A 24,738-nucleotide genomic window follows, 5' to 3' on the forward strand; every position below is an offset into this window, starting at 1 on the left:
AACCTTTGTTTTACTGGGCTAAAAGCTAAAAACCATGTAAAGCAATGACTAAAAAACAATCAAAAAAGTAAAGCGAACGGATTTCACAATAAATTTCTTATGTTTCTTAAAAATACTTTTAATTTTCTTCTATTAAAGAGACTTTAATTCGAGAAAATCAAAGACTAGAAAAACCGAAAATAGTATTCTTACTATTAATATATTTGTCACACATTAATGATAAAATGTGTTTTAGCCTGATAGGGTAGTTTCCATGGATGACGTTAATAAAGACCAAACCGCCACACCGAAAAAAAAGGCTGAACAAGCAGCTAATTCTTCAGGTTCAAATGACAAAACCGTAGTAAGTAATACAGAAACGGTAACCCCGAAAAAAAGCAAAGCGCACACTCCTAACGATCAAATGCTCAATCGCGTCATCAAAAAGCGCTATCAAATTGAAGGTTTGGTTGGCCACGGTGGAATGTGCGATGTGTATCGCGCCAAAGACTTATTGCTAGAAGCCGCTGGTGATAGTCAACCTTATGTGGCGATTAAGCTGTTACAAAAAGAATTTCACGATCAGCCAGATGCTGCACGTATTTTGATTCGAGAAGCTCGGAAAACGCAGCGTTTAAGCCATCCTAATATTATTCGCGTGTACGACTTTGGCGTAGACCAAGAAGACTACTACTTGGTGATGGAGTGGTTAGATGGGCAAACCTTAGATGAAGTGATAAAGAGTCATCGACCAAATGGTTTGTCTTATAAAAGCAGCTTGGCTCTACTTCAGCAGCTGACTTCTGCACTGAGTTATGCCCACGAAAATGGCGTAGTACACGCCGACTTAAAACCAGGTAACATCATGCTATCGCGCGACGGCACCATCAAGATCTTTGATTTTGGTGTATCACGCGCACTTAACTTAAATGCCGATCAGTATGCTGCAGACAAGCCTGAAGAAACATCACCAGTGAGTGGCTTTACACCGACTTATGCTTCACCAGAGTTGCTGGATGGCGCTGCGCCGAGTATCGCCGACGATGTATTTGCCTTTAGCTGTATCGCTTACGAGTTGCTATCTAGCAAGCACCCATTTAATCGCAAAACAGCAAACCAGGCAGCAAAAGAAAAGATTATTCCAGCTAAACCTAAACATGCTCCTTTAATTCGTTGGGCTAGTTTGAAAAAAGGCTTAAATTTCGAGTTAAATCAACGCACAACAGATCTTTCTAAGTTGGAAAAAGGCCTAACCAATAGTTACTTTAAGCCTACTTTTGCAGTTGCCTGCAGCATAGCGTTAATTGGCTCTGCAGCTTATGGCTACCAACAAACTGAGCTGCAATTTAGCCAAAGCCAACAAGCCCTAGAAACCTTGCAACGAGTAGAGCTAGCTAACCAAGAATTGGTGGCCTTAACACCTCAGCAATTTTTGCCTATTCTCAGCACGATTCCTGCAAAGCAACATGTGCCTAAACAAGCAATGCTTCGTGATAAGCAACGTTTAGTGATTGATTATTATGAGAAACAAATCGACGATTTGTTAAATAATCGAGACAGTGCTTACCCCGATTACTACGCTATTCAGTCTTTACTTCAAGAAGTAAATCGAATTTATCCTGATTCCTATAGCTTGGCTTTAATCGCTGAAGACGTAAACCAAGGCTGGATGGGAACTGTTGAAGCACTAAGCCAACGTTTAGACACTAACCTAGAACAAGGTAGATACCAGCATAGCGAAGATGGCGACGATATTTACCTTATCTATCAAGATTTGTTGCAAGTAAGAACTGACTATCAGTTTGCGCCCAATGAAAAGTCAGAAAAAATGTTCACTCAGCTTTTCGACAAAGCCGCAGATGACTTAGATGTAGTTGCTCTTGCCGACATGATCTCTGCGGGTGAGACCTTTTTTGCTAATAGCGAACAACAGCAAGCGCGCATTGCTCGTGCAGCAGAGTTGAAGTCATCAATTAGTGCCATGGCAGAGTACAAGCAAGCTATAGCCAATGAACAAGAGGCTGATTTTCCTTATCAAGCCGCTGAAGTGTTTTACCAAAATCACTTCGCACAAATGCAAGAACGCATAGATGGTTTAACCCGTGTGAAAACGCTAGATAAAATGGCGCGCGAAGTAGATGTGATGGCCAAAGAGTTGCCTAACGACTTCTCACACCTAGTCGAAACACGCCAATCCATGGCTAACAAGTACCTACGTTTTTCAGATTACTTATTGAAGAAACGCCGTACTAAAGAAGCCAGTGCCGTAATGAAAAAAGCGCAAGACTTAATGACCAAAGTACAAGATGCTCGCGTTGCCGATAACGCTTAAACGGCTTCACCCGCGCTTATAGTTACCCTTAAGTAATGACAGTTTAGAGTGATTCAAAGCAGGTAGGCCGAGTCATCGGTCTACCTGCTTTAGCTAAAAGCTCATTGGCTACGCTCTGCAGGTATATTCGGTGCTCAAGCGTCTAAAACTCAATAGACTGATAATGTTATTCCTCCACTGCTTAGCCATTCTTAAAGCACTGCGCCTGTAATCCTGTTTACTCGAAAGCCAGCCTCGTTATTGCCAATAAGCCTTAAGTAAAATGGCTAAACCAACACTCGCCAAGCGCTAAACCTCTGCCACCAAAAAATGCCGTCAATCCAGGCTGTTAAAACAATCTACAAAAACGCGAGTAGGTTCACAGCAAACCTGCCTTAAATTATATAATAATACAAATATAATGGGATTTATCGACGACTCAAAAGGATTACCTATGCGCTTACAAAAAACAATCGCTCTTGGTGCTGGCATTCTGGGCACTTGTATTGCCCTATCCGCTCACGCTTATGTTCAAGATCCGCAGCTCACCAACTACCGCGCCGACAAAGGTAAAAGTGCAGTATGGCTAAGCCACGAAGATTCAAGTAATGGTTTAGGCGATGTGGGCAGCTCAAAAGATAGCGCTTTTGAAGGAGAAGGCTCATCTCGTTTTCGCTTTAAGCGCGATGTCAGTAACCATAATTTTTCAGCTATGCCTGGTTTAAGTCAGCTGGTACGTGATTTACCAGCTAATACAGACATGGTGTTCTCTCTATTCTATTGCGATAAAAAAGGTAATAGCTCACCAACACAATTATATTTTGGTGTTCGAGAAGTTGGCGATGCATCACTCACCGGCAATATGCTAGCCGAAACTCGCGCGCACGTGCGAGATCTAGCCAACGCACCACAAGGAGAGAACAAGAAGTGTTTCCGCCAAGTCAGTATCGACTTCAATACTGGCGATAATAACCAAGTGGAAATATTTAGCCTTTTAGAAGTAGACACCAGCACGACACCCAGCTTAGATAAAGAGCTGGAGGTACGCGTAGATGCCTTTTCTATCAGCAGAAAATAGCAACACACTACGCCATTAATCACTCACGGCTAGCGCAAAGCTAGCCGCGTTTTAATTCCATAAAGTCCTACTCACGACTCTGCAATAAGCATCTATGTAGCAGTATTCTTAGCAATGACAGCGAGTTTTAAACGGAATACAGCCTTGCTTATCCATGATGAGTATTTTGCCCCTGCTTAAATGCCAATGACAAATTTGTCTTCAAAAACACCCTAAGAAAAGTGGTAATTACTGCTATATGAGCAGTATTTATATTGCTTAATGTTTAAGCTAGCCCCCGTTTTTACTTATAAACATAAGCTAGAGCGGGGCTTTTCATAACCAGCATGTAATAATGTTTAATACATCAAATAGCCGCCAGTCATTTCATAGCCACCAGCTTAGAGAGCGCCTAGTGAAAAAAATAGCCGTATTCGCCGATGTTCAAAACATCTATTACACCTGCCGCGAGGCCTACGCTAAACAGTTTAACTACCGCAAACTTTGGCAGCAGTTAAAAGAGCAAGGCGAGATTGTTGCAGCTTATGCTTACGCGATTGATCGCGGTGATAACCAGCAGCTAAAATTTCAAGACGCACTTAAACACATTGGTTTCAAAGTAAAACTTAAGCCCTTTATTCAACGCAGCGATGGCTCAGCCAAGGGCGACTGGGATGTTGGCATTACCATCGACGTATTAGAAGCGGCACGTAACGTAGACATGGTAGTCTTGCTCTCTGGTGATGGTGACTTTGCCATTTTGCTAGATAAAATCACTCAAGAGTATTCGGTTGAAGCCTTGGTCTATGGCGTACCTAGCCTTACCGCCAATGCCTTAGTTAACTCGGCTAGTGAGTTTCAAGCCATCGAGCAGCCTTTATTACAATAAACTGCCCACATTAGCACCCAGCAAAACGCCGCCTAGTTTTGCTGTTCGGCCCTTCTAAAACACCTTAAGTGACATATATTTTTACAAGACAAGCTCAGTAAAGTGAAAAACTTGCTATTTTTTACACAATTGTGCCGTGTTTTCAGCTATCATCGCGCCCCCGAAAGCAATTGCTGCTGCGGTTATACCTTTATTTTTCCCTCGAAGAGGACGCCATTGTGAGCCAAACTGATTTTTCTACTCTTGCCCTACACCCTGATTTATTAGCAAATCTGGAAACTCTGGGTTATAGCTCCATGACGCCAATTCAAGCGCAAAGTCTGCCAGAGATTCTGGCAGGTAAAGATGTTATCGCTCAAGGCAAAACGGGTTCAGGTAAAACCGCCGCTTTTGGGTTAGGTTTGCTTAATGCCTTGGAAGTTAAACGCTTTCGCATTCAAACCTTAGTATTGTGCCCAACCCGTGAATTAGCCGACCAAGTGGCTAAAGAGATCCGTAAGCTGGCACGTAGCATTCATAACATTAAGGTGCTAACCCTATGTGGAGGCATGCCTTTTGGCCCGCAAATTGGGTCGCTAGAACATGGAGCTCACATTGTTGTTGGCACACCGGGGCGCGTAGAAGAGCACTTAAACAAAGGCACGCTGAAGTTAGATAACATTAAGAATCTGATTCTTGATGAAGCAGATCGCATGTTGGAAATGGGCTTTCAATCGGCCATTGATGCCATTATTGAGTTAGCACCGAGTGATCGCCAAACCTTGCTATTTAGCGCAACTTTCCCTGCTCAAATTGAGAGTATTTCTCAGCACATAATGCGCGAACCAGTACGTATAGAAGTGGCTAGCACTCACGATGACTCGTCTATTTCTCAGCACTTTTATAAGGTAGATGACAACGAGCAACGTATGTTAGCGCTACGCTTGCTGTTATTACAGCATCGTCCTAAATCTAGCGTGGTATTTTGCAATACCAAACGCGAAGCACAAGAAGTTGCCGATGAATTACGCCTACTCGGCTTTAGCGCTGTTGCCTTACATGGTGATTTAGAACAGCGTGATCGCGACCAAACCTTAGTGCAGTTTGCCAATAACAGTGCCGCCATTTTGGTGGCAACCGATGTCGCAGCTCGAGGCTTAGATATTGACTCGCTTGATGCCGTGATTAACTACCACATTGCGCGCGATGTAGAAGTGCATGTGCACCGCATTGGTCGTACCGGGCGTGCTGGCAGCAAAGGCTTGGCTTTTTCATTCTTTAGCGATAAAGAGCATTACAAAGTCGCCTTACTGGAAGACTACTTAAGCCGCCCCATTGAAGACGAAGAACTTCCAGACATGTCTTTACTAAACAAAAAACCAGCGGGCGCGTTAATGGCTACCCTACAAATTGACGGCGGCAAGAAACAAAAAGTAAGAGCCGGCGATATTCTGGGTGCGTTAACGGGCGAAAATGGTATTAGCGGCGCACAAGTTGGCAAAATTAACCTGTTTGATAACCGCGCTTATGTAGCAGTGGAACGCGAAGTACTTAAGCAAGCACGTAAGAAGCTAGAGCACGGAAAAATGAAAGGCCGCTCGTTTAGAGTTAGACACCTAACTTGCTAAGTTAAGCAAACTCACACTCCGCCAGTGATCGCTGGCGGACCTAATAGGTATTGTAATTAAAGACCAAACTGCCACCTTTTAGCACGCTACCGTAATTAAATAGCAAGCCAATGCTCACATTATCTAACCAGCCTTCGCCATATGCACCAGTGCCCATTAACAAATCAAAACCAAATTCATAATAATGCGGTGTTTGAAAAGCCTCGTTAGTATTGCCAGTTAAATCAACCCGTGAAGCCGATAACTGCCCAGCAAAAGAGATATCTAAAGCGCGACCAATAGGGTGAGCGTAATACAGGGTATTACGCCACGAAGTAGCAGCAATTTGCACTTGATGCGAAGCGACATCGGAGCCAAAGCTTTCTCCGCGTAGGTATTCAAAACGGGAACGATATTTTAACTTATGGTTAGTCCAACGTCGCTGGTACTGCAACGCAATACTCGGGTGTAACATCCATGCATTCAAAGAAAAGTTGGTCAGCACTCCGTCAAATACAGGCTGAAAAATCTGACTTATCGAGTTGTTGTAGGTGTAACTCTGATTCAAACGACGCAAACTTCCACCTAGTTCCGCACTTAAGCGCCAATTAGACCAAGGGTCTAGATGCAAGCCACCACCAAGATAAGCAGAATAAACCTGAAGTTTTTCGTGGTCTCGGGTAGAGTCGATTTCTTCAAACAGCGCCACATCATGAAAGCGCTGGGTATAACCCAACCGGCCTGTGGTGTAGGTTTCCCAACCAGAACCATGCCAAGGCAAACTTAGCGTTAGCGGTAATGTGATGGTTTTCAACTCATTTTTTAAACGATTAGCATCGTCTCCACCGAGATTGTCATCGTCAATGGGAATAAAACCTGAGGGGTCAAAATTAACAAAACCAATAGTTACCGTTTCGCGATCATGAATAATGGCATCTGCGGCAAAGGTACCCGACAAATTGCGCTCTAGTATGGGTAAGATTTCATTCTCTAAATGCCCTTTTACCAACGCAGCTTGAGCCATAAACGGTAAGCAAAAGCCAATCAAGATAAACGGGCTACATCGCTTAGCTAACACTTTTTTCATCCTTGAAATAGTGATTCCCTCTTCGGTGAATAGTTAGTGTGTTTTATCTAAATGATAGCGCAACGCCATAGCGATACATATCTTGAGCTCGGCAAGAGGCCATGCTTGATCGACGCCTAACAAGATTGCACGCTGCTTCTGATAACAAAACAAGCCTGGAAACAGAGTACCAAAAGAAGCAACTAAATGCGTTTGGCAGTTAACGTATAAACCTATGTAATCGGGGTTTGCTGCTTTCCAATCAATTCGCAAGGTAGAGCCAGATTTGCTTTGCTCGGTAAGATAAGCCAGCTCGCCCCATTTGCTGGTTTCGGTCAACTCGCCTACCCCTTCTGTGTGTTTAGCAACTTGAAGGATTGCTTGGCGCAAAACCATTAGTTGGCGTTGCACCGTTACCGGGTAGTCGGCGATGATTAACTTAAGCTCTGGTGCAAGCTCACTTCGCATCACCAGTTCTCCGCCTCTTTTAGAGTATGTTTGAACAATGGCCAAGCCATTAAATGATGTTGATAGCGCCCTGCAGCATCGTCTAACTCAATCCCATAGTTGAACAGCCGTACCGCCATCACTGCATAAAAAGCATCTACTACGCTGGCTTGGCCAAAGGCAAAGCAGCCGTCAAAGGATTGCCAAATAGTAGATAAACGCTGTAGCTCGATTTGCAAGTCAGCGTTGATAGATGGCCGATCCACTTGCTTAAACTGAAAGGGTAACTGAGTGCGAATGTTGATAAAACCAGAATGTAACTCGGCTAGATAGCTACGAGCTAGGGCGCGTTTGCTTTTATCAACCGGAAGTACAGTTCCCGGAGAAAGCTCATTAGCATATTCACTAATAGCCAAAGAATCATGGAGCAATAAATCGCCATGCTGAAGGACTGGAACTAAGCCAGTTGGCGATAAAGTAGATAGCGTTTGCCTATAACCCTTTTCACCTAAAGGCACTGTAGTTAACTCAAGTTCTAATTCAGCTAACTGCATAGATAAGTAGGCGCGGATCGACCAGGTAGAATCTCGCCCTACCACCAGTTTAAGTGTGTTGCTCATTCTGTGAATCCTTCTTTGTTACTTTCTCCATACTTGCTCTGCTGTATATTGTAAGTAGTATGCCACCAAGTACCAGACTGGCTGACACCACAAAGCTCAAACCTAAGCCTTCACTCGCAAATAGCCAACCACCCAGTGCCGCAATAATCGGCACTAACAGCTGCAAAACTGCTGCTTGGCTTGCCGATAGGCCGGCAAGTGCCACATACCATATCCAGTAACCTAAACCCGATGCCAATGCACCAGATACCACTGCCAACGCTACACCTTCAGCACTCAAGTTTGAATCCATCAACAGCCAAGGTAACAACAACACCAAAAACGGTAAGCTACGCCAAAAGTTATAACAGGTATCACGGCTTGCACTGTTTGAGCCTCGACCGTTGAGGGTGTATACCCCCCAAGCGCAGCCCGCGACTAACATTAACCCAAACCCTAACCAAGAGATTGAGGTTTGCTCATTAGGCGCTAATAACCACACTAAACCACTAAAGGCTAAAGCAATACCAAAGCCCTCACCCACAGATAATCGAGCACCTTTTACCATAGAAATACCCACCATGCTTAGCTGCACCGCCGCAAATAAGATTAATGCACCAATGCCAGTATCTAGATATAAATAGGCAAAAGAAAAGCACGCGGCATAAGCAAATAGCATAAAACCAGACCACCAACGGCCTTTGGCGGAATTCGCTGAATTTTGTCGAGCCATACCAATAAGTATCGCCAAAGTCACTGCGCCGGCAAGTAAACGTATGGCGGTAAAACTGGCAGCATCTATTTGTTGCTCGCCTAACGCTAAGCGACATAATACCGAGTTACCGGCAAAGGCAATTAACGCAACAAGAGTGGTTAAGTAGGTGCGCATAGGCTGGGAGTTACTCAAGTTCAGACCACACTGCAAATTCGTTACCGCTAGGTTCGCAAAAATGAAAACGTCGCCCACCGGGGAAACTGAAAATAGCTTTAACTATCTTCCCGCCAGCCCGCTCCACTTTAGAAAGAGTCTGTTCTAGGTCTTGGCTATAAAACACCAATAAAGCAGCACCGTTTTCGGTTGACGACTTTAACGGCGCTTGAAAAAAGCCACCATCTAAGCCCTGTCCAGAAAACGCGGTGTATTGCTCACCAAAATCTTCAAACTGCCAAGCAAAAACGGTGCTGAAAAACTGCTTAGTGGCAACGAGATCACTGCTGGGGAATTCTACGTAGTTCAGCTTTTCGTGCTGATTCATTAATTCACTCCTTGAAAGTTAATTGAGTTAGCACTTACATAAACACAGTGCCCTGCATATAGGTTGTAGCATGCCCAGCAACGGTGACACTTTGCGCATTTAACGCGCAATGCAACACTCCACCGCGATTCGAAGCTTGGTAAGCCACCATTTTCTTCTTATCTAAACGCGCCGCCCAAAATGGTGTGAGTCCAGCATAAATAGACCCAGTAACTGGATCTTCATATCCGCCATTGGCAGGCCAAAAGTAACGCGACACAAAATCGTAATCACGACCTTTAGCGGTAACAACCACATCATAAGGGCCAAGAGTTTTAATTAACGCTTCATCAATAACTATCGATTCAACCTGCGCTTGCTGATCATAGACCAAGAAATAAGCCTGTTGATTTCGCAAAATCTCACTCGGTTGTATCGATACGCCTTTTAATAGAGCATCTGGAATCTCTTGTATTGACTGAGGCGGGTGAATGGGGAAATCCATAGCAATTAAATGGTCTTCCGCTCGGCGTGCGCTTAGCTCTCCTACTTTAGAAGTCGAAAATCTTAATTCTAAGGCCTCAGCATTGTCTTCAAAGAGAACGTGTGCAGCTGCCAGCGTGGCATGCCCACAAAAATCAATTTCGCAAATAGGCGAGAACCAGCGGATAAAATAATAGTTGGTCGCGAGAGGTACTAAGAACGCGGTTTCAGACAAGTTGTTTTCTATGGCGATTGCCTGCATTAATGCGTCGTCCAGCCAGCGTTCAAGAATGATCACCGCTGCCGGATTACCTTTAAATAAGTCTTGGCTAAAGCTATCCACTTGATGAATCTTCAGGTTCATTGTGTTCCTTATCATTAGACTAATTGCCTATTGTCAACGGGGGGAGATATATGGGCTCGTCAACTTTACAAGACGCACTCCTCTGAACAGTGAGCGAAAGATCACACATACACCTTTACATTAATCCAATATACGTTACACTTCGCTCGCTGGTAAAGGTTACAGCGGATATTTATGCCCCATACAAATGCGTTGATTTCTTAGATTTCATACCTGTTTGTTCGTAAGTAATTTCTGCATCTTTCGGCACCCTTTAACTTACCCGTTTTTGGTGTAAGTTTTATTTATTATATTTTGGAGATTACTCATGGCTACAGGTCGCGTAAAATGGTTTGACGAGCAAAAAGGTTTTGGTTTCATCGAGCGTCCAGATGGTAAAGATGTATTCGTACATTTCCGCGCTATCAAAAGCGACGGTTACAAAACTTTAGCTGAAGGCCAAGAAGTACAGTTTGAAGTAGAAGAAGGTCCTAAGGGTCCTCAAGCTGCTAACGTAACTGTTGCTTAAGCTGCTCTTTAAGGCATAGTATCCAATTAGTCTTTGATTAATTAGACACTAGCTTTAAGCTAAAAAACGGCCTGCTTGGCCGTTTTTTATTGCCTGTAGAAAAGTAAGCATAGCGATTAATCCGCTAAGGCGAACTGCGCAGCCGCAGCAACATGAATAGCGGTAGTATCGTAAAGCCTAATGGTGGTATCTGATTGCTGCACCAACAAACCAATTTCGGTACAGCCTAAAATAATAGCCTCCGCCCCTGCAGCTCTAAGCTTTTCCATTTCCTGTAAATAAACATCTCTAGAGCTGTCTAACACTTTCCCCTGACACAGCTCTTGATAAATAATGGTATGCACTAACGCCATACCAGCATCGTCGGGCACCAACACATCTAAACCACGCTGCTGCAAGCGCCCTTTGTAAAAATTCTGTTGCATAGTGAACTGAGTACCTAATAAACCCACTCGCTTAACACCATTTTTAAGCAACTCACTCGCAGTAGCATCCGCTATGTGCAGCAGGGGAATACTTAAAGCTTGCTCTACATGCTCCGCTACTTTGTGCATTGTATTAGTAGCAATTAGCAGAAAATCTGCGCCTGAGGCTTGAACCGACAAACCAGCAGCCAGCATTTGTTCAGCTAAAGCCTGCCAATCCCCCTGGTGTTGTAAGCGTTCTATTTCAGCAAAATCGACACTGACTAGATTTATTTTGGCTGAATGCAAGCCACCTTTTGCATGCTTAACGGCAAGATTCAGTTGCTGGTAATACATCAGGCTCGATTCCCAACTCATGCCGCCTATAATGCCAATTGTTTTCATCGCAACCTCAATACTCGCCCAGCTAACACTTGGTAGGCTTTTCTATTTCATACAAATCGTCAGCAATATTATCGATACGCTTTTGCATTACCACTTGCGCATCTTGCAAACCTTGGTTGTAATAAAATGCGCCAATTTCTTCAGAGAAAAAATCCAATAGAAACTCGGCATCGAACTGACCAATTTCAACATCTAACTGTTGCTCACAATAACTTTGGACTTTACTCACTAATGCGCGTTTTTGTTCAACTGAAAACTCAATAGCAGACATGGTTAATATTCCTCTAGAACCTCTTGTTCCAACTCATCTATTTGTTGCTCGGTTTTAATTTGCTGCTGCCAATAACCTACATTGACCCATTGGCCAAATTTTCGCCCTACCTTTTCAAATTCAGCCACCTTATGAAAGCCCAAGCGCTCGTGAATGGCCACACTAGCCGGGTTAGGCAAAGCAATACCCGCGATAACAGTGGCAATAGGATAATCCTGAAGGCGGTTTAACAAAGCTTGGTACAGCTGAGTACCAACTCCTTGGCCAGCGGCGCTATGCGCGACATAAATGGAGCTTTCAACGGAAAAGCGATAGGCACTACGTCCTTTCCACGGGCTCACATAGGCATAACCCAATATCTCACCTTGCTGCTCGTACACTAACCACAGCAGCTCTTTTTGCAGAGTTGCGACCCGCGAAGCGATATCACTAGGCTCCACCTGTCGCTCTTCAAAGGTGGCACGACTGTTTTCAATAAAATAATTGTAAATACTGCAAATTTGCGGGCAATCACTTAACTGTGCATCTCTGATCATGGTTATCCTTTTCCTATCGAATACCGCTCTGTATTCACCAAACAAGTCGCTTGACTGTCAGCGACTTAAAAACAAAGCCAACTTGATACAAGACAAAAGTAAAATATTTGATGACGTTCCTTCAACAAGATTATGCTTCAATGTTGAAACTAAATTGAGCTATAAGCACCCTAATACAGAGTTAAACTCCCCCACAATAAAACATTTTTACAAAATTAGAAGGGCAATTTTTATACCGCTTGACCTGCTAGATGCATAAGATTTTGTATAACCTGTCATAGCCGTAAACTCCATCCAACGCCAAATGATAAAGAAGTAGCAATGCCCAACTTAGTTGCTTTAACCCTTAGTTCTCATAACGAGAGTGCACAGTCAGCATCGAAAGTGGGGGGAAAAGTCAGCAAACAATCGGCTTGAGCATCGGTTTGGCAGCCCAAAACCTTAAACGAATACTGTATTTGAGCTCCACACATCTAACTAGGGCAAATATCTTCAAGCTGTATTACTCAAATTTGTAAACAAAAATTGCCTTTAAAGCGTTAGCGATAACACAAATATGCTAGTTTTTTGACCTTAAATATTGTAGGACAAATTAGACCAAAGTATAGTGCAAAAAAAACGGACAGATAGGTTAATAAGTAAACTAACTATAGAGATATTTATCAAGGAACTTCCGTGAGAACATTAGCGATAATACTAGGGACACTTAGCACTCTGTCCTTCTCCTGTTGGGGCTTTAATAGCCACATAGTAGAGTCCACGCCATCTGAATTCATTAATTCAAACGCGCAAATTAACTACCACTATTACAACACCAGCCTAGGTGATCGCCCGGCGCGTATAAAAGGTCTGGTGGGGATTATTGATGGTTACGCAATTTTAAAGCTTAGCTGCGCGAATAATGGCGCGGTATCGGTGAAACACAATGTGATTAAAGCGCCTGAACAGCATGTATCCATTGACCACAAACAACTGAAAACTACGCTTAGCCAATTCAACTATAGCCTTAGCTCTCAAGAACAAATTACCCAGCTAAAACAAGGTAGATACTTACAGTTTTCTCAGCAACCGACGCTAACAGCAAATTTGAAGTTAAAGACCACATCTGTATCTTTACAAGGCTTTACTGCTACTTACGACCGGATGAAGCAACTTTGCGCACAAAGCGCTGGTCTAGCAATGCGTTAAGTCAAATAGCAATAACGCTCGACCTTATTGTTATTGAAAGGTACTGCTTTGCTTAGTTGCTTAGTTGCTTAGTAAAATGATGGCTTTTAATATCAAAGCCATGACGTAGATAAAACCGGTGAGCAGCAAAGCGTTGTACTCCAGATCCCAAATGAAACTGCTCACACTGTTGTTGCTTGGCATAGTCTTCTAGCCAATGCAGCAACTGCTTTCCAACACCTTTCGAGCGGCAACTCGGCAGTGTTACTAAGTCATCCAAATAAAGATGTTTGCCCCAAGATAGCTTCCAAGCAATCACAAAACCGGCAACTGCAACAATTTGCTGCTGGTCACTTAAGTAACTCAACTGATAACCCTGCAGCTGCTGCAACTTAATTTGTTCAATCAATGTAGCTTTGGTGAAGCTTGGGCGAAGCGCCAGCATAACATCTGCCACTTGCCCTAATTCAGTATCAGATTGCAGTAAGCTCACTTGCATTCTATAGGCTCTCTAAAGGATTAACCATGCTACCTATAGCAGCACAACGTTGAGTATGAATGCTTGAATTTAAGACTAAGGTATTTAGCTAAGCCCTATAAAAACGGCTTACAAGGAAGGAATAAACTCAAGTCTTGCTAAGCGATATTAGCAAGACTTGTTGACATATTTATTTCGAAACAAGCGCTTCTTTATTAGAGTCAGCGTCTACTTCCAACTCTTCAGGCTCGGCAAATACTTCGGCCACCGACTTGCGAGTTAACTCACCTTTGAGGTTGCCGTCATCATCTACTACAGGCAATGAGAAATCACTTTCTAAGCTGTCAGTTATAACACTCTCAATGGCCGCGTCTGGTGAAATAGTCGGCACGTCTTGATACTCACACGTTTCGAATTGCTCATCAGCATTTGCTTTCGATGCTTGCTCAAGCGAATCTTGCGTCACAATGCCTTGATAGCCATCTTCGGTAACATGATAAGCGTAGTCGCCTTTGATTTTTTTCATTTGCTGCAAGGCTTCGCCAATAGTATCAGCCGTGATTCGCCGCGCAGGAGGCCGCATTACCGTCTCTACAGTAAGGGCACGAGCTCGGTTTACATCTTTTACAAAAGCTTCAACGTAATCGGTAGCGGGGTTTAATAGAATATCGTCTGGCGTGCCCTGCTGTACCACCTCACCGTCTTTCAAAATAGCAATTTTGTCGCCAATGCGCAGCGCTTCATCTAAATCGTGAGTAATAAAGATAATAGTTTTGTGCAGGGTTTCTTGGAGTTCAATCAGCTGATCTTGCATTTCACTTCGAATCAGCGGGTCAAGGGCTGAGAAGGCTTCATCCATCAGCAAAATTTCTGCATCGGTGCTTAAGGCACGAGCTAAACCTACACGCTGCTGCTGACCACCTGAAAGTTGCGAAGGATATTGCTGCTCATAACCGTTTAAGCCCACGGTATCTAACCACTCTTGGGCTTTTGCTAAACGCTGCTCTTTAGGCACGCCCTGCACGGTTAAACCATAAGCGACATTTTCAATCACACTACGATGTGGCATCAAACCAAAACGTTGGAATACCATCGACATTTTATGACGACGGAAATCTTGCAGCTCTTTGCTGCTCAGCTTCATTACGTCAGTGCCCTCAATGCTAATCACCCCTTCGGTAGGGTCAATCAGACGGTTGAAGTGACGAATCAAGGTCGATTTACCAGAACCAGACAAACCCATTATTACGTAGATTTCGCCTTGCTGTATCTCTAAGTTAATGTCTTTAAGACCCAAAGTGTGGCCAGTTTCTGCCAGAATTTTATCTTTAGATTCTCCGGCCTTTACTCGCGGCATCACCTGCTTCGGATTTTCACCAAACAGCTTGTATAAGCCCTGAATTTTAATTAGCGGCTCAGTCATGCTTAAATCCTTGAAGATGTGCTTGGGTGCGCTTAGCGTAAGCTTGTGAGACACGATCAAATATAATCGCCAGCGCTACAATCGCTAAACCGTTGAGTAAACCCAAGGTAAAGTACTGATTGGTAATTGATTTTAATACTGGCTGGCCTAAACCCTTCACCCCAATCATTGAGGCAATCACCACCATCGATAAGGCCATCATAATGGTTTGGTTTATTCCCGCCATAATGGTGGGCATCGCCAAGGGGATCTGCACCCCAAACAAACGTTGTGTGGTACTCGCGCCATAGGCTGTAGCGGCTTCTAACACTTCTTTATCCACCAAGCGAATACCTAAATTAGTTAAACGAATTACCGGAGGAATACCGTAAATAACCACCGCGATCACGCCAGGAATTTTACCAATGCCCAGCAGCATCACTACTGGAATCAGGTATACAAAAGCTGGCAGCGTCTGCATAACATCTAGCATAGGGGTAATAATCGCTTGGGTTCGATTAGAACGGGCCATCACAATACCAATAGGAATACCTAAGGCAATGGCCAGCATAGTACACACGGTAATGATGCTCATGGTTCGCATCATGTCTTCCCACATGCCGAAGTAACCCACCAGTAGCAGTGATACTACGGAACCAATAACCAGCTTCCAAGAACGACTCGCGGCGTAAACCAAACCTGCACACACAATCAATACTAACCACCACGGAGTGGTAATAAGCAATTTTTCAAACCAAACTAGAAACTGTAAAAGGGGCTCAAAAAATGATTCGATGGCTTCGCCATACTCTCGGGAAAAATTTCGATATGCACCATCTAAAGACTTACGAATAACGGTGAGATCGGCTCGACTCATTTGTGGAAAACGTTCCAACCATGACGAATCCGCCATAAATAACTACCTCTATTAAAAACGCGAAAGGCCAACCCGAGGTTGGCCTTTTTTTTACTTAAACTACATACTGGCTAAAGCTTTACTGACCTTGGCGGCAACGTCATCTGATACCCAAGCTTTCCAGCTTTCTGGGTTTTCAGTTAAGTAGTGATACATTGCTGCATCGCCATCCGCTTGGCTTTCTTCCATCCACGCTAATAAACTATTCATTTCAGCATTAGTGAATGAACGCTTAGTAATGTATTCATAAGCAGCCGGTGCCTTAGTGGCAAACTCTTCAGTCGTTACTGAGTGAACTGGCGAAGGTGGGTACATGGTTACTTTAGGATTTTCACAATCTTCTTGAGTGGTACAGTTCAAGAATTCTTGCTCGTCAATACCGTTTCCAGTATCCACTTTAACCATTTCGTATTTACCTAGCACAGCAGTAGGTGCCCAGTAATAACCAAACCAGCCTTGTTCACGAGTGTAGGCTTTAGCAATAGAACCTGAAAGGCCCGCACTCGAACCTGGATCAATCAGTTCAAAACCTGATTTCTCTAGTTCTAAAGCATCAAATAAATTACTTGCAGAAATTTGACAGTTCCAACCCGCTGGGCAGCCGTAAAAGCCAGATAGCTCTTTGCTTTCAGGGTGAACAAATAATTTAGCGTGTTTTTTAACGCCTTCGATAGTGGCAATTTCAGGGTACTTTTCTACTAAGTACTTCGGTACCCAAAAGCCTTCTTCACCGCCGTCAGACAATGACTTACCCGCAAAGCGAATACGCTTTTCTGCTACGCCGCGATCTAGTACTTCTTTAGCAGAGTTACTCCATAACTCAGGAGCAATATCAGGTTCGCCTTTTTCCATCATAGAAACGGTGGTTGGCATGGTGTCGCCTGGTACAAGTTCGGCATCACAACCGTAACCATGCTCCAGAATAAATTTATCTACGTTGGCAATAACGGTTGCAGAACTCCAGTTCATGTCTGCAATGGTAACACTGCCACAGCTGTCTTCAGCTTGAGCAAATCCGCTCACTAAAAGCAGTGCTGCATATCTTAACTTCATATCCCTATCCTTCCCTGTGTGCTTTCTTAGCGTTAAGAATCATACACTTCAAATAATTAGAGTTCAAACTAACTACTGTGTATACCCTCTGGTTTGAGTATGGGATATACTCCGAAAAACCCCAAAAAAGCATTTAAATAGTTATGCAAAAATCTGCTTACTGGCAAGACGTGTTGATTTCCTTACGGAAAATTATCCGCGCTACCGACCTACAATCCAAACGCATTGTAAAAGCCTGTGGCTTAACCATTCCGCAAGTGATGGTATTACGGGCGATTGAAGAAATGGGCACCGTTAATGTTAAACGTCTCTCCGACCAAGTCTCATTGAGTCAAGCCACAGTAACCACTATTCTTAATCGATTGGAGGAGCGGCAGCTGATCGAGCGAGTACGCTGTGCCACCGACCGACGCATTGTAAACCCACGGCTTACCAGCCGCGGCCACGATATTCTTACTACTGTGCCGCCCTTACTGCACGAAGAATTTATTCAGCGCTTTGAGAGCCTAGAAGATTGGGAGAAGACCCAAATACTCTCATCTATGCAACATATTGCTTCAATGATGGATGCAGAAGCGATTGATGCAGCCCCATTATTAGACATTGAAGCGCCGGTAAAAGATCTACAACGCTAAAAAAATTACTTTCAACTCAAACTAATTCAGGATTTAGTCAGTTATTTTTGATAAGGCTAGGATATGGGTATCAACCCCATCTAAGCTTTGCTGGTTTTTCTTCGCCCAATATTGCTCAATACCTTTCTCACCTTGCTTATCTGCCCACTGACTTAGCTCTTCTCGTGGTGCCACATAATCATAAAATGGCACCGACATTCCGCACGAACTCTGCACCATATCAATATCTAATAAATAGAGTTGCCGTGCGCCATTTAGGTTAGAGAATAATTGACTATAGCTTTGCCACAATTCATCTCTGCGATGAATCGCTGTCGCTTGTCCGTATAAACGCAAGATAACGGGTTTGCCTTCAAAGGCACAAAACATAATCGTCATGCGTGGATCTTGGCTCACGTGAGCGGCCGTTTCATTGCCACTGCCGGTATAGTTTAGCCACACCACTTGGTGTTTATTCAGCACTCGAAACGAGTCCATACCTTTTGGCGACAGGTTCACTTTTCCGCTTGGCGCAGCTGTTGCCACAAAAAACATCTGTTGTTGTTCGATGAATTCGACGTGAGGGGGGATCATCGCACTAAACTGTTTACCCATTAGTTGTCATCCTAGAAAGCCTAAACGCAAGTGCTTTAGTTTATCAACAAGTGATGACAGTTCAGTGATCTATCAGCGCTTTAACCCACTAAGCACCTTGATAAACAAGCTAAAACGACGGGATAACGTCCAGCGCTTATAGCCTTATTTATGTTTGGCGAGAATAGAATCTAAATGGCTAGCAAAGGCTTTTCGGTCGGCTTGGCTAAGCGCAGCTGGCCCGCCAGTATGCACGCCGCTGGAGCGCATGGTGTCCATAAAATCACGCATGTTAAGTCGCGATTTAATATTACTTTTCGTATAAAGCTCACCACGGGGGCTAAGTGCTTGGCCTTGTTTAGTAATCACCTCATCGGCCAATGGAATGTCTGAAGTAATCACTAAATCACCTTCGCTCACTCGTGCCACAATTTCGTTATCGGCTACATCAAAACCAGCACTCACCTGTAAGCTAGAAATAACTTTTGAAGGCGGCGTCTTCATGTATTGATTCGCCACCAAGATAAGCGGAATTTGGGTGCGCTCGGCAGCACGAAATAGTATCTCTTTAATCACCACCGGACAGGCGTCGGCATCTACCCAAATCTTCATTTATAATTACTCTTCAACAATCGTGCGGCTACTATGCCAAATTAATGATTGATTACAAGATCGCTCGCATGTCGATATTATAAATCTCGGTATGAAAGCCACCGTATTCTTCAAAACCACAAGCCTTATAAAAATGCCGCGCGCGATGGTTGCTTTCTTGAGTCCCGCCCATTAACACTAAGCTTCGCGCACCTTGCTGCTTAACATGTTGCATCAAAGGTTTAATGGCTGCAGAAGCTAAACCTGCATTTTGATATGCATCGGCTATACACGGCGCAAAAATTACGTCTAATTCAGCCTGTAAGCTTACGCCTTGGCGACTGTAACGCTCAGCTTCCTCTGACGATATGTGACGCTCAACAATAAAGTAACCCGCAACCAGGTCTTTATCCATAATCACCCAGCGTTCTGCGCTATCAGTGCTAATGGCTTCACATAAGTGTTTAGCTTGCTGCTGAGTTAATGGATGCGGCCCAAAGCGGCAAGTGGTTGCGGGGCTTAAACCTTGGAAAAAAGCACCTAAAGCTTCAGCGTCACCCCGCTCTATTAAACGCAAAATAAAAGTACGATCGTGCTTAGCTTCAATCGATATCACTGCCATTTTCCTTCTATTTGGGCGCGAGGCTATGCACAAAATTAAGGCAGTAATCTAACCACTTTTCGCGCTGCTCTGCAGTGAGTAAACCTTCAGCAGACACATAAATCATGCCCTTCATCGGTTTACCGGTAAAAGTCATCTCTGAGGCATGTTCAAGCTTTAAGCAGCTAAGATATTGGTTCGGCCCAACTCGTGCCATCAACCTATCGCCGTTAATACCACAGGCCATGTGCCCTGCTACCATAAAACACAAACCGCCAAACATCTTTCGTTCGCTAATCTCCACCTTGTCATTTAGCTGCAGTCGAATCTTGTGGGCTAAGTCTGTGTCAAAAGCCATTACTCTGCCACCTCAAATATCGAATCAATCACCAGCGGTAAGTTCGCTCTAAGTGATACCGCAGCAAATACCGAGCGCGCATGCAGACCTCGCTCACCAAATACTTCTACCATTAACGCTGAACAACCATCGAGCACTTCGGGGTGTTGCTCAAATTGCTCAGTAGCATTTAGAAAACCCTGTAGCTTCACCACTCTACTCACCTTGTCTAAGGAACCTAGGTGCTGCTGTACTGCGGCCAAAATGTCTAAACCCGCTACACGAGCAAAATCAGCCCCTTGCTGACAGGTAAATTCGCGGCCTAGCTTTCCTTTTGGAATGTTTGCTAATCCAGCAACCGGCCCCTTGCCCGATACATAAAGCAAGTTACCGGTTTGCACGCAATTACTGTAGCTTGCTGCAGGGCCTGTAGGTGTGGGCAAAGTAATTCCTAGCTCAACCAATCGCTCGGCTATACTCATATTGGTTCCTTATATGCTGGTACAAGAGCAAGTAATAGTGTCTTTCAGACTAGCATGATTACCGTTTATTCGACGTAATCTAGGCCACTGGCATTAATTAACTAAAAAAACTCGCGAATTAAATGCCAAGATTAAGCCAGAAGCCTAGCCCAAGCATGGTACTCACTAGCAACTTACTGTAAGCTGCACGCCCGCCACAAGTGCGGCCATGCATACCTAATTACCACAAGAGAATATTCTATGAGCTTTGACTCCCTGGGTTTATCTAAACCCCTTTTAGAAGCGGTAGCCGCTCAAGGTTACGACACACCTTCGCCAATTCAAGCCAAAGCTATTCCTGTGATTCTTGAAGGTAAAGACATTATGGCTGCCGCACAAACTGGCACCGGTAAAACAGCGGGCTTTACCCTGCCCCTGCTTGAACTGCTGAGCAAAGGCCCTAAAGTACGTAACAACCAAGTTCGCGCCTTGGTATTAACCCCAACCCGCGAGCTAGCAGCACAAGTGGGCGAAAGTGTTAGCACTTACGGTAAAAACCTGCCATTAAGTTCAACCGTAGTATTTGGCGGGGTAAAAATTAATCCGCAAATGCAAAAGCTGCGTCGCGGTGCCGATGTATTGGTAGCAACACCCGGTCGTTTATTAGATTTGTACAATCAAAACGCGTTTCGTTTTCAGCAACTTGAAGTGATTGTTTTTGATGAAGCAGACCGCATGTTAGACATGGGTTTTATTCACGACATTAAAAAGATTTTGGCTCTATTACCTAAAAAACGCCAAACCTTAATGTTCTCAGCCACCTTCTCTAACGAAATTCGCACCCTAGCCAAGAGCCTTGTGAGTAATCCTGTAGAGGTATCAGTTACGCCGCCTAACGCTGCAGCACCAACTGTAGAGCAGTGGATTGTACCGGTAGACAAATCGAAGAAATCGGCCTTGCTAACTCGCTTGATTCACGACAATAAATGGCAACAAGTACTGGTATTTAGCCGCACCAAACATGGTGCTAATCGCTTGGCTAAGCATTTAGACCATAGCCAAATTACCGCGGCGGCCATTCATGGAAATAAAAGCCAAGGCGCACGAACTCGCGCATTGGCAGACTTTAAAAGTGGTGACGTAAGAGTATTAGTAGCTACCGACATTGCCGCTCGCGGTTTAGATATTGATCAACTGCCACAAGTTGTGAACTTTGACCTGCCCAACGTAGCCGAAGATTACGTACACCGTATTGGGCGTACTGGTCGCGCTGGCTCAACAGGCCAAGCGATATCTTTAGTGTGTGCCGATGAAATTGCTGATTTGAGTGGCGTAGAGCATTTAACGGGTAAACTGTTAGAGCGCAAAGTAATGGAAGGGTTTGAGCCATCAACCGCCTTACCACCTACCACCTTAAGCGGTAAGCCCATTAAACCTAAAAAGCCGAAGAAGCCAAAGCAACACCGCAATGACCATCGCGACGGTCAGCGTTCGAGTGAGAACTCTCGAGGCAATAAGCCGGTTGGCAAAAATCGCCGCCACGCTGGCGGCGGTACGGCAAAAACCAGTTCTAGGTTTGCTAAGCCTAAACCGGCTAATTCTGGTAACAGATAAATAAAAAGCCCGACGACATGTCGGGCTTTTTTTTGAAATTCTGACCAGTAATACTAAGGCACTTGACGGCTATCAGGCTCTACAGCTCAGTGAGCCAGCCTTTTACATCTCGTTCACTTGTCGTATTTTTATCGATGCTTAACCTAAAAATTCTCTACGAACCGATTTACTCGTCTTAAACAACCCACCGTAAGCCGACGTTTGGGTGCTTGAACTGGCATCCATTACCCCGCGCGCTTTTACACAAAAGTGGGTCGCATCCATAGTGATGGCCACATCATCGGTGCCTAGCAGGCTTTGCAAAGCAACCAGTACTTGCTGAGTTAGCCGCTCTTGCACCTGAGGCCGCTGGGCAAAAAAGCGCACAATGCGGTTAATTTTAGATAACCCGATTATGTTGTCTTTAGGGATATAAGCCACTTTGGCTAAACCATCAATGGTGACAAAATGGTGTTCACAAGTACTGGTGAAAGCAATATCCGAGATCTTCACCATCTCTTCTACCGCCATTTTATTTTCAATGATGCTGATTTTTGGAAAACGCGAATAATCCAAACCAGAGAACACTTCATCAACAAACATCTTGGCAATACGATGCGGAGTTTCAGCTAGGCTATCATCTTTTAAATCCAAGCCTAAGGTTGCCACTACGTCAGTCAAAGAGGCCTTAATTTTTAAGTACTTTTGCTCGTTGGTTAATTGATTTTCCAGCAAAGGGGTTTCAATACCTTTATCAATTAATGCTTGGCGTACTTGAATTGCCTCTGGTGACAAGCAAGCGTCTTTTCTAAATTGTTTTTCAGCTAACGCTACTTTCATAATCACTTCCTTTAGATTGTCTTTCTTTTCTCACCCACTGCGGTTTACGTAACAACACTACTAACCCTAGACCAGATGGCGCCCGCCGTCTAAGCCGATAGTGCGTCCAGTGAGGTATTGGCTGCCCATTATATAGTTAACCGCTTGTACCGCTTCAACCGCACCTGGCTCAACAGCCATTAGCGATTTAGCGAGCGCTTTAGTTTTGTATTCCGGCTTGTCGCCTTGGTTAAACATCAACAGCGAAGGCGCAATACTATTCACTTTTACCCTTGGTGCAAGCCGTGCCGCAAAAGAATGCGTTAAACTAGCCAAGCCAGCTTTACTGGCCGCGTAAGCAATGTGTTTACTACTGCCTTTTTCTGCAACGTAATCAGTCATATGAATGATATCGGCCAGCTGATTAGGGGTTTGGTTTTTCAGTAACTCTTCAAAAGCCAAATTAAGTTGATAAGGGGCGCTAACATGCACGCTCCACATTATTCGCATCAGCTCATGCTCATTATCCAAAGCGCCATTTTTAAGCCACTGTGAGGCATTGTGAATCACTGCACGTAATGCTTGGTAATGCTGCAGTACGTAGGCAATAAACGCGCTAATTCCAGCGTCATCAGCAAAATCAGCCTGAATACAATCGGCCCCTTTATCTCGTAGGGCCTGCACTGCCGGCTTGTCGCGACGATAGGTGACTATCACCGAGTAACCCTGCTCCAACAGATTTTCAGCAATGGCCAAGCCTAAACGCTGAGTGCCACCGGTAATAAGCACCGGGGCCGATGAACCAGTTTTCGCATTCAATGGCTTATTCACTATCACGCGAGCCTGATAAGGTTACCGATACTGAATCGGCAAACCGCAAGGCGTGAGGTTTGTCTACGGTAATGCTGGCGCTAATCACTCGTGGTTCTTCCATAGCTAGCGAGAGTAAGTCGGCGCAGAGTTTCTCTAACAAGCGAAAATGACCTTGTTCTACATGGGCAATCATCGCTTTGGTAATCACTTTATAATTAAGCGCCAAATCTTCGCTGTCGGCTTCACACGCTTTGGTGGCTTGGTAGCGAATCTCGGCATTAATCACTACATCTTGCTGCTTACTTAACTCTTCTTGGTTAAAACCTATGTAGGTGCGTAAACGTAAATTAGTAATAGTAATTAACGCTGGGCCTAAACTAAAACTGCTGGTCAGTGGTGCAAGATTAGATACCTTACTCATTTAACTCTCTCTTTAATTCATGTTGCTTACTACATACCTAGCGCATTTAAGTAGGCATTAACAAGTTAGTTGCTCTTTTAAGTTAGCTTTTGTGCACTCGGCAGTTTTAGCCAAGCACCTGCTTTTGAATCACCAAACTAACGGAGCCTACTTTAAAACCAAATTTTTTCATTACCGATTGGTTAACAATAGTGGCCGGGTTTACTAGATACATTTTGTCTTCTACCACCACGTCCATCGGGTTTCCCTTGTAATCTAGCGTGAGTACGTAATCCATAAACAAGGCATTACCGGCCAAACGCATGGTTGCCGCTTGGCTTACATCATTTGCACTGGCTAAAAAGCTACCATCAGTTTGGCGAACTAAGGTCCAAATACGCTGTTGCTTTTCACCGTCGTCAAAAACAAAATGCTCGTCTAGGGTGCCTACGCCTTGTTCGTCCCAACTGGCATCAATCTCCACGTTAAAGTAACGAATCAATTCCCCTGAGCGGTTTTTCACAATGCCGTGAGCAGTAAGCTTTCCGCTAAAGAAGTCTTCGATGACTAGTTTTGGTTGATTGGCCGCATAACTTGCAACATCAGCGCTGGAGCAGCCTGCCAGCCCAGCTAGCAATCCAAGTAACAAGAGATAGCGTTGATAAACGCTAGATGCAATTTGCATAGGGTTTTCGCCAAACAGGAACAATACAAATAAAACGAGGGGAGTAGGGAAAAAGATCTATCAACTTGAAATAA

The 24,738-nt window shown here is 44.2% G+C and carries 30 protein-coding genes; 8 read left to right on the plus strand and 22 right to left on the minus strand.

Annotation, left to right across the window (positions count from 1 at the left end; translation table 11 throughout):
• Positions 1-253 precede the first annotated feature (253 nt).
• From Q4549_RS12390 to dbpA, 4 genes are all read left to right on the plus strand, one after another.
• Entirely contained in the window at positions 254-2,311 is a 2,058-nt protein-coding gene (locus Q4549_RS12390; RefSeq protein ID WP_303552184.1) for a serine/threonine-protein kinase, read from the plus strand.
• Positions 2,312-2,744: 433 nt separating this feature from the next.
• Entirely contained in the window at positions 2,745-3,368 is a 624-nt protein-coding gene (locus tag Q4549_RS12395; RefSeq protein ID WP_303552187.1) for a hypothetical protein, read from the plus strand.
• A 394-nt stretch (positions 3,369-3,762) separates the two neighbouring features.
• Entirely contained in the window at positions 3,763-4,236 is a 474-nt protein-coding gene (locus Q4549_RS12400; RefSeq protein WP_303514688.1) for an NYN domain-containing protein, read from the plus strand.
• Positions 4,237-4,454: 218 nt separating this feature from the next.
• Entirely contained in the window at positions 4,455-5,843 is a 1,389-nt protein-coding gene (dbpA, locus tag Q4549_RS12405; protein ID WP_303552190.1) for an ATP-dependent RNA helicase DbpA, read from the plus strand.
• Positions 5,844-5,883: 40 nt separating this feature from the next.
• Here the strand turns inward: dbpA and Q4549_RS12410 are convergent, their stop codons facing one another.
• From Q4549_RS12410 to Q4549_RS12435, 6 genes are read right to left on the minus strand one after another with little or no spacing between them, the layout of a single operon-like run.
• Complete coding sequence (locus tag Q4549_RS12410) at positions 5,884-6,900, minus strand: Solitary outer membrane autotransporter beta-barrel domain (RefSeq protein ID WP_303552192.1); 1,017 nt, start codon at positions 6,898-6,900, stop codon at positions 5,884-5,886.
• A gap of 42 nt (positions 6,901-6,942) precedes the next feature.
• Positions 6,943-7,356, minus strand: coding sequence for a DUF1801 domain-containing protein (locus tag Q4549_RS12415; RefSeq protein ID WP_303552195.1), 414 nt, complete (start codon positions 7,354-7,356; stop codon positions 6,943-6,945).
• Complete coding sequence (locus Q4549_RS12420; protein ID WP_303552197.1) at positions 7,356-7,955, minus strand: glutathione S-transferase N-terminal domain-containing protein; 600 nt, start codon at positions 7,953-7,955, stop codon at positions 7,356-7,358. Before Q4549_RS12420 ends, Q4549_RS12415 begins: the two co-directional genes overlap by 1 nt.
• A complete protein-coding gene (locus tag Q4549_RS12425) occupies positions 7,939-8,841 on the minus strand; it encodes a DMT family transporter (protein ID WP_303552199.1) in 903 nt (300 codons plus the stop codon). The genes Q4549_RS12420 and Q4549_RS12425 overlap by 17 nt, the downstream gene beginning before the upstream one ends.
• Positions 8,834-9,190 carry a VOC family protein gene (locus tag Q4549_RS12430; RefSeq protein ID WP_303514701.1) on the minus strand — a complete coding sequence of 119 codons (357 nt, stop codon included), beginning with the start codon at positions 9,188-9,190 and terminating at the stop codon, positions 8,834-8,836. The genes Q4549_RS12425 and Q4549_RS12430 overlap by 8 nt, the downstream gene beginning before the upstream one ends.
• A gap of 34 nt (positions 9,191-9,224) precedes the next feature.
• The gene (locus Q4549_RS12435) at positions 9,225-10,016 is read right to left on the minus strand and encodes a PhzF family phenazine biosynthesis protein (RefSeq protein WP_303552202.1); all 792 of its coding nucleotides are present in this window, start codon (positions 10,014-10,016) and stop codon (positions 9,225-9,227) included.
• A gap of 307 nt (positions 10,017-10,323) precedes the next feature.
• Here Q4549_RS12435 and Q4549_RS12440 point away from each other — a divergent pair, with 307 nt between their 5' ends.
• On the plus strand, positions 10,324-10,524 hold the full coding sequence (locus Q4549_RS12440; RefSeq protein WP_137672498.1) for a cold-shock protein: 201 nt from the start codon (positions 10,324-10,326) through the stop codon (positions 10,522-10,524).
• 116 nt (positions 10,525-10,640) lie between these two features.
• On the opposite strand, the gene Q4549_RS12445 is transcribed toward Q4549_RS12440, so the two are convergent.
• From Q4549_RS12445 to Q4549_RS12455, 3 genes are read right to left on the minus strand one after another with little or no spacing between them, the layout of a single operon-like run.
• A complete protein-coding gene (locus tag Q4549_RS12445; protein WP_303552205.1) occupies positions 10,641-11,333 on the minus strand; it encodes an aspartate/glutamate racemase family protein in 693 nt (230 codons plus the stop codon).
• A gap of 22 nt (positions 11,334-11,355) precedes the next feature.
• Complete coding sequence (locus Q4549_RS12450) at positions 11,356-11,604, minus strand: DUF2164 domain-containing protein (RefSeq protein ID WP_303552208.1); 249 nt, start codon at positions 11,602-11,604, stop codon at positions 11,356-11,358.
• A 2-nt stretch (positions 11,605-11,606) separates the two neighbouring features.
• Positions 11,607-12,140, minus strand: coding sequence for a GNAT family N-acetyltransferase (locus tag Q4549_RS12455; protein ID WP_303552209.1), 534 nt, complete (start codon positions 12,138-12,140; stop codon positions 11,607-11,609).
• Positions 12,141-12,815: 675 nt separating this feature from the next.
• On the opposite strand from Q4549_RS12455, the gene Q4549_RS12460 reads away from it, so the two are divergent.
• Complete coding sequence (locus Q4549_RS12460; protein WP_303514711.1) at positions 12,816-13,328, plus strand: hypothetical protein; 513 nt, start codon at positions 12,816-12,818, stop codon at positions 13,326-13,328.
• Positions 13,329-13,380: 52 nt separating this feature from the next.
• Here the strand turns inward: Q4549_RS12460 and Q4549_RS12465 are convergent, their stop codons facing one another.
• The 4 genes from Q4549_RS12465 to Q4549_RS12480 all read right to left on the minus strand — a co-directional run bounded on the left by Q4549_RS12465 (position 13,381) and on the right by Q4549_RS12480 (position 17,156).
• The gene (locus Q4549_RS12465; protein ID WP_303552211.1) at positions 13,381-13,806 is read right to left on the minus strand and encodes a GNAT family N-acetyltransferase; all 426 of its coding nucleotides are present in this window, start codon (positions 13,804-13,806) and stop codon (positions 13,381-13,383) included.
• 169 nt (positions 13,807-13,975) lie between these two features.
• Positions 13,976-15,208 (minus strand): glycine betaine/L-proline ABC transporter ATP-binding protein, encoded by a 1,233-nt coding sequence (locus Q4549_RS12470; protein ID WP_303514714.1) that lies wholly within the window; start codon positions 15,206-15,208, stop codon positions 13,976-13,978.
• On the minus strand, positions 15,201-16,100 hold the full coding sequence (locus tag Q4549_RS12475) for a proline/glycine betaine ABC transporter permease (RefSeq protein WP_137672504.1): 900 nt from the start codon (positions 16,098-16,100) through the stop codon (positions 15,201-15,203). The genes Q4549_RS12470 and Q4549_RS12475 overlap by 8 nt, the downstream gene beginning before the upstream one ends.
• A gap of 63 nt (positions 16,101-16,163) precedes the next feature.
• Positions 16,164-17,156, minus strand: coding sequence for an ABC transporter substrate-binding protein (locus Q4549_RS12480; RefSeq protein ID WP_303514716.1), 993 nt, complete (start codon positions 17,154-17,156; stop codon positions 16,164-16,166).
• A 143-nt stretch (positions 17,157-17,299) separates the two neighbouring features.
• On the opposite strand from Q4549_RS12480, the gene Q4549_RS12485 reads away from it, so the two are divergent.
• A complete protein-coding gene (locus tag Q4549_RS12485) occupies positions 17,300-17,791 on the plus strand; it encodes a MarR family winged helix-turn-helix transcriptional regulator (RefSeq protein ID WP_137672506.1) in 492 nt (163 codons plus the stop codon).
• A gap of 33 nt (positions 17,792-17,824) precedes the next feature.
• Here Q4549_RS12485 and Q4549_RS12490 read toward each other — a convergent pair whose 3' ends face one another.
• The 5 genes from Q4549_RS12490 to Q4549_RS12510 all read right to left on the minus strand — a co-directional run bounded on the left by Q4549_RS12490 (position 17,825) and on the right by Q4549_RS12510 (position 20,375).
• Positions 17,825-18,385, minus strand: coding sequence for a pyridoxamine 5'-phosphate oxidase family protein (locus Q4549_RS12490; RefSeq protein WP_303552213.1), 561 nt, complete (start codon positions 18,383-18,385; stop codon positions 17,825-17,827).
• Between the two features lie 144 nt (positions 18,386-18,529).
• Complete coding sequence (locus Q4549_RS12495) at positions 18,530-18,976, minus strand: YaiI/YqxD family protein (RefSeq protein WP_303552216.1); 447 nt, start codon at positions 18,974-18,976, stop codon at positions 18,530-18,532.
• 52 nt (positions 18,977-19,028) lie between these two features.
• Positions 19,029-19,571 carry a GNAT family N-acetyltransferase gene (locus tag Q4549_RS12500; protein ID WP_303552218.1) on the minus strand — a complete coding sequence of 181 codons (543 nt, stop codon included), beginning with the start codon at positions 19,569-19,571 and terminating at the stop codon, positions 19,029-19,031.
• Between the two features lie 13 nt (positions 19,572-19,584).
• Positions 19,585-19,914 carry a TfoX/Sxy family protein gene (locus Q4549_RS12505; RefSeq protein ID WP_303552221.1) on the minus strand — a complete coding sequence of 110 codons (330 nt, stop codon included), beginning with the start codon at positions 19,912-19,914 and terminating at the stop codon, positions 19,585-19,587.
• Positions 19,914-20,375, minus strand: a complete 462-nt coding sequence (locus Q4549_RS12510) for a RidA family protein (RefSeq protein WP_303514730.1) — start codon at positions 20,373-20,375, stop codon at positions 19,914-19,916. The genes Q4549_RS12505 and Q4549_RS12510 overlap by 1 nt, the downstream gene beginning before the upstream one ends.
• 240 nt (positions 20,376-20,615) lie before the next feature.
• Between Q4549_RS12510 and Q4549_RS12515 the strand changes: the two genes are divergently transcribed.
• Positions 20,616-21,968 carry a DEAD/DEAH box helicase gene (locus Q4549_RS12515; RefSeq protein ID WP_303514732.1) on the plus strand — a complete coding sequence of 451 codons (1,353 nt, stop codon included), beginning with the start codon at positions 20,616-20,618 and terminating at the stop codon, positions 21,966-21,968.
• A gap of 138 nt (positions 21,969-22,106) precedes the next feature.
• On the opposite strand, the gene folE is transcribed toward Q4549_RS12515, so the two are convergent.
• From folE to Q4549_RS12535, 4 genes are all read right to left on the minus strand, one after another.
• Positions 22,107-22,787, minus strand: a complete 681-nt coding sequence (folE, locus tag Q4549_RS12520) for a GTP cyclohydrolase I FolE (RefSeq protein ID WP_303514735.1) — start codon at positions 22,785-22,787, stop codon at positions 22,107-22,109.
• Positions 22,788-22,853: 66 nt separating this feature from the next.
• Positions 22,854-23,597, minus strand: a complete 744-nt coding sequence (gene folM / locus Q4549_RS12525) for a dihydromonapterin reductase (RefSeq protein ID WP_303552223.1) — start codon at positions 23,595-23,597, stop codon at positions 22,854-22,856.
• Entirely contained in the window at positions 23,590-24,000 is a 411-nt protein-coding gene (folX, locus tag Q4549_RS12530; RefSeq protein WP_303514738.1) for a dihydroneopterin triphosphate 2'-epimerase, read from the minus strand. The genes folM and folX overlap by 8 nt, the downstream gene beginning before the upstream one ends.
• Before the next feature lie 106 nt (positions 24,001-24,106).
• The gene (locus tag Q4549_RS12535) at positions 24,107-24,664 is read right to left on the minus strand and encodes a DUF3833 domain-containing protein (protein ID WP_303552226.1); all 558 of its coding nucleotides are present in this window, start codon (positions 24,662-24,664) and stop codon (positions 24,107-24,109) included.
• Positions 24,665-24,738: the final 74 nt, after the last annotated feature.

Source organism: Agarivorans sp. 2_MG-2023, assembly GCF_030548085.1.
GTDB lineage: Bacteria > Pseudomonadota > Gammaproteobacteria > Enterobacterales > Celerinatantimonadaceae > Agarivorans.